The organism is Synechococcus sp. W60.3 (genome assembly GCF_047502615.1).
Lineage (GTDB): Bacteria > Cyanobacteriota > Cyanobacteriia > Thermostichales > Thermostichaceae > Thermostichus.
Window position 1 is genome coordinate 1 of sequence record NZ_JANSHJ010000080.1, and the last position, 1,213, is coordinate 1,213.

Below are 1,213 nucleotides of genomic sequence, written 5' to 3' on the forward strand. Positions count from 1 at the left end.
AGTTGGTTTGCTAAGTGCTGCTATTGTACCCCTTGAGCCCTTAACAGGCTGTATCTCGCTGGATCGTCGCCCCGTTGCCTTGAATGGTGATGGTGCTGGTAATGTCCAAATCGTCGTTGTCCGCTCCAGAGTCGGTTTGGTGTCCCAGCCCATCGTCGTCTTTCGACAAGGTGTGGGTCGTCGCTGCCGACAGCACAATCGTGTCTGCACCTGAGCCCGCAGGACACTCATTCACTGCTGAATCGGTGTTTGCAGCTATCACAGCCTCCCGCAGAGAGCACTTCCCGTCTATGGCTATGGCATCGCTTGGGGTGGTGACGGTGATCGTAGCCTGTGCCGGCGAAGGCAATTGCAAACCTGCTGCTGCTATACTCGCCAACAAAGGCAATACGAACCTAGAGCTGTATTTGCCCACACCTTGCCTCTCTGTCAATCAAGATGGCCCAGTAAGAGGATCTCCCCCTGCTCACCTGCGGCAACAAGCCATAGACAGGGAGAGGGGCTTGGCAATCGGCTAACCTCGAAGACCTCCTCTCCTTAAATCTACCGCTGGCTGCAGTGGATTTCCCATTCCACTCTTTCCACTCTCATTTCCCTTCTGCCAGCCGATAAGGCATGGCTACACCTTGGGATGAGAGGCTGCTCCCGGTTGAGGGGCAAGGTGTGGAATGGGCTTCACCTAGGAACGGTGACCTCGAAACGGATGACCCCGGCTGAGCCAGAACTGTCTCCCCCCACATTCACCACCACCACACCGTTGGGGTTGCTGATGCCCCCACAAGCAGGAGGCACAGCCCCACCCGGCGGAATGAAGGCTCCCCCTCCCCCTGTGCTCACCGACAGGCTGCCCGGCACATACTGCAAGCCAGGCGCCAGGGGATCGCACACCACAAAGGTGGAAGCGGGCGAGTCCAGCAGGAAGTAGATGGCAAACTGCACCCGCGCTCCTGGGCGCACCGGCAGGTTGATGGCCCCCTGCAGGAAGGTGCTGGCTCCGCCCGGCCAAGGGATCCCTGGGTTGTCGTTGGGGTCGGTGGGCTCGTCGAAGAATTCGGGAATGGAGAGGCCATTGAGGGCGCTGATCCGCTTGACCAGTCGGATCCCTTCGCCGGGGGGTGCCGGGCTGGGGGTCGGGGTTGTACCTGGGCTCGGCGTTGGTGTTTGCGTCGGCGTGGGCGTCGGCGTGGGTGTTGGTGTGGGCGGAGGTGTTGGG

Annotated in this window: 2 protein-coding genes; both read right to left on the bottom strand. The window is 60.4% G+C overall.

What is annotated here, in order from left to right; translation table 11 throughout:
• Window positions 1–40 precede the first annotated feature (40 nt).
• Window positions 41–196 carry a hypothetical protein gene (locus NW846_RS12555; RefSeq protein WP_414516204.1) on the bottom strand — a complete coding sequence of 52 codons (156 nt, stop codon included), beginning with the start codon at window positions 194–196 and terminating at the stop codon, window positions 41–43.
• A 479-nt stretch (window positions 197–675) separates the two neighbouring features.
• Window positions 676–1,213: hypothetical protein (locus NW846_RS12560; RefSeq protein ID WP_414516206.1), on the bottom strand; the 538-nt coding region annotated here is incomplete at its 5' end.